Here is a 2,967-nt window from a genome sequence, read left to right on the forward strand (position 1 = left end):
GGATGCCGGCCGGCCCGTCCCCGGCATCGCCACGACCCCCGGCCTGCCCGGGCTGTCAGTCCCGCCGCAGCAGCGCCGCCGCCCGGTCGGCGGCCACCGCCACGAGGCGGCGCAGGGCGTCGACGTCCACGTCGGGGCCCGGCGGCAGCAGCGGCAGGATCGGCGCGCCCGCCGGCCCCGGTGGTGGCGGCGGGGGCGGCGTCGGCCCGGCGTACGCCTCGGCGGCGGCCGTCCCCAACGCGTCCGGCGCGTCGGGGCGCCGGGTCGCGGTGGCGCCGGGGGCGGGGTCCTCGCGCGGCGCCGTGTCGAGGTGGCCGGGCGTGGGCGCGGCGGCGAGCAGCGTGGCGGCGTCGCGGCCCCGGATCAGCAGCAGCAGGGCGGGGTCGGTGTCGAGCAGCCAGGACACCTGGTGGCACAGCGCGGCGGCGTGCCGGCAGGGATGGTCCCACTCCGGGCAGTCGCACTCCGGGGTCACCTCGCCCAGCCCGGGCAGCAGCCGCACCCCGGTCAGGTCGGCCAGGTCACGGGGCAGTTGCCCGGCCAGCAGCGCCGCCTGGTGCCCGGCGCGGGCGGCCACCTCGCCGGCCAGGCGGCGCCAGTCCGCGTCGCCGATCGGGGCGACCCGCACGCGGGTGGCGTACGGCTGCTCGGTGTCGCCGTCGTGCACGGCGGCGGCGAGCCGGCCTGGGCTGACGGTGATCGCGCCGACGTGGCCGGCGGCGGCCAGCCGGCGTCCGGCGCGCAGCGGCCCGTCATCGAGGGCGTCGGCCTCCCACGCCCGGTTCCACGCCGTGCCCCACCAGGTGCGGGGGCGGCGGGCCCGGCCGGGCGGGAAGGCGGGAAAGCCGCGGGGGGTCATCGGTCGCCTCCGAGGGTCACCAGGTCGGCCAGTTCGGTGTCGCTGAGCGCGGCCAGGGCCGCCGGCCCGGCGTCGAGGACGGCCTCGGCGAGTTCCCGCTTGCCGGCGAGCAGGGCGGCGACGCGGTCCTCGACGGTGCCCTCGGCGATGAGCCGGTGCACCTGCACCGGCCGGGTCTGCCCGATCCGGTACGCCCGGTCGGTGGCCTGGTCCTCCACGGCGGGGTTCCACCACCGGTCGTAGTGCACGACGTGGTCGGCGCGGGTCAGGTTCAGGCCGGTGCCGGCGGCGCGCAGCGACAGCAGGAACACCGGCGCCTCACCGGCGTCGAACCGCCGCACCAGGTCGTCGCGGGCGGCGACGGGCAGCCCGCCGTGCAGCAGCAGCGCGCCGACGCCCCGGTCGGTCAGGTGCCGGTGCAGCAGCCGGGCCATCGCGACGTACTGGGTGAACACGAGGACCGCGCCGCCGCCGGGCAGGATCGTGTCGAGCAGTTCGTCGAGCAGGTCGAGCTTGCCGGAGCGGCCGGCCAGGGGCGCGTCCTGGCGCAGGTACTGGGCGGGGTGGTTGCAGATCTGCTTGAGCGCGGTGAGCAGCTTGACCACCAGCCCGTGTCGGGCGAAGCCGTCGGTGTCGGCGATCGCGTCGAGCAGTTCGGCCACGCACGCCTGGTAGAGGGCGGCCTGTTCGGCGGTGAGCGCGACGGGCTGGTCGGTCTCGGTCTTGCCGGGCAGTTCCGGGGCGATGCCGGGGTCGCTCTTGCGGCGGCGCAGCAGGAACGGCCCGACGAGGCGGGCCAGGTCGCGGCCGGCGTCGGGGTCGCGGTCGGTCTGCACCGGCTTCACCCAGCGGGCGCGGAACTCGGTCAGGGTGCCGAGCAGGCCGGGGGTGGTCCAGTCCAGGATCGCCCACAGGTCGGTGAGGTCGTTCTCGACCGGGGTGCCGGTCAGGGCGACCCGGGCGGCGGCGGGGATCGCGCGCAGCGCCACCGCGGTCTCCGAGTGCGGGTTCTTCGCGTGCTGGGCCTCGTCGGCGACGAGCAGCGGCCACCGGCGGGCGGCCAGCCGGGCCGCGTCGCGGCGCAGGGTGGCCCAGGTGGTCAGGACGAATCCGCCGTCGAGGTCGTCGAGGTGGCGGTCGGGGCCGTGGAAGCGGCGCACGTCGGCGCCGGGGGCGAAGCGGCGGATCTCCCGTTCCCAGTTGCCCAGCAGCGACGCGGGGCACAGCACCAGGGTGGGGCCGGCGGTGGCGGGGTCGGCCTGCCGGTGCAGGTGCAGGGCGATGAGGGTGACGGTCTTGCCCAGTCCCATGTCGTCGGCGAGGCAGCCGCCGAGGCCGAGGGCGGTCAGCCGGGCCAGCCAGCGCAGCCCCTGCCGCTGGTAGTCGCGCAGGGTCGCGGTCAGCCCGGCCGGCGGGGGCACCGGGGGCGCGGTGTCGCCGTCGGCGAGGCGCGCGGCGATGTCGGCCAGCCAGCCCTCGGTGCTCACGTCGACGCGTTCGCCGTCGACGTCGGCGGCGCCGGTCAGCGCGGCGCGCAGCGCGGGCATCGCGCTCAGCGTCGCGGCGTGCGGGTCGCGGGCGCGGCGGGCCAGGTCCGGGGGCACCAGCACCCACCGCTCGCGCAGCCGCACCACCGGCCGGTGCGCGTCGGCGAGCCGGGCGACCTCGGCCGGGGTGAGGGGCGTGCCGTGCAGGCTCAGCCGCCACCGCAGCGTCAGGCCGTCGGGCTCGGCGAGCAGCCCGGGGCCGCCGGCGCGGCGGGCCGGGGCGCGCAGCACCGCCGAGGTGGTGAGGCCGCGGTCGAGGCCGGCCGGCCAGTGCACGCCGACGCCGTCGGCGGCGAGGCGGGCCGCCGCGCCGGCGGCCAGGTCGACGACGTCGGCGTCGGTCAGCGCCGTCGCGTCGGGCACGGCCGTCTCCAGCAGCCCGGCCAGGGGCGGCCACGACCGTGCCGCGTGGCGCAGGGCCAGCAGCGTGGCGTCGCGGGACGCGGGTGGGAAGCCGGGCACCGGGGCCGCAGAGGCCGGCGCCCAGCGCGGCGGCGATCCGGTGGGCGCCCAGCGTCCGGGTGTAGAGCAGGTACCAGGCGACCGCGGTGCCGGCCAGGT

General features: G+C 79.0%; 2 protein-coding genes. Both read right to left on the bottom strand.

The features are described from left to right. Positions 1–55: 55 nt before the first annotated feature. On the bottom strand, positions 56–859 hold the full coding sequence (locus tag ACWENR_RS30260) for an SWIM zinc finger family protein (protein WP_452280354.1): 804 nt from the start codon (positions 857–859) through the stop codon (positions 56–58). Then, positions 856–2,868, bottom strand: a complete 2,013-nt coding sequence (locus ACWENR_RS30265) for a DEAD/DEAH box helicase (protein WP_452280355.1) — start codon at positions 2,866–2,868, stop codon at positions 856–858. Before ACWENR_RS30265 ends, ACWENR_RS30260 begins: the two co-directional genes overlap by 4 nt. Between the last annotated feature and the right edge of the window lie 99 nt (positions 2,869–2,967).

It is taken from the genome of Micromonospora sp. NPDC004336 (assembly GCF_053602615.1).

Coding starts and splice junctions, on each gene's coding strand:
- ACWENR_RS30260 (WP_452280354.1), bottom strand. CDS start 859: ATGACCCCCCGCGGCTTTCCCGCCTTCCCGCCCGGCCGGGCCCGCCGC.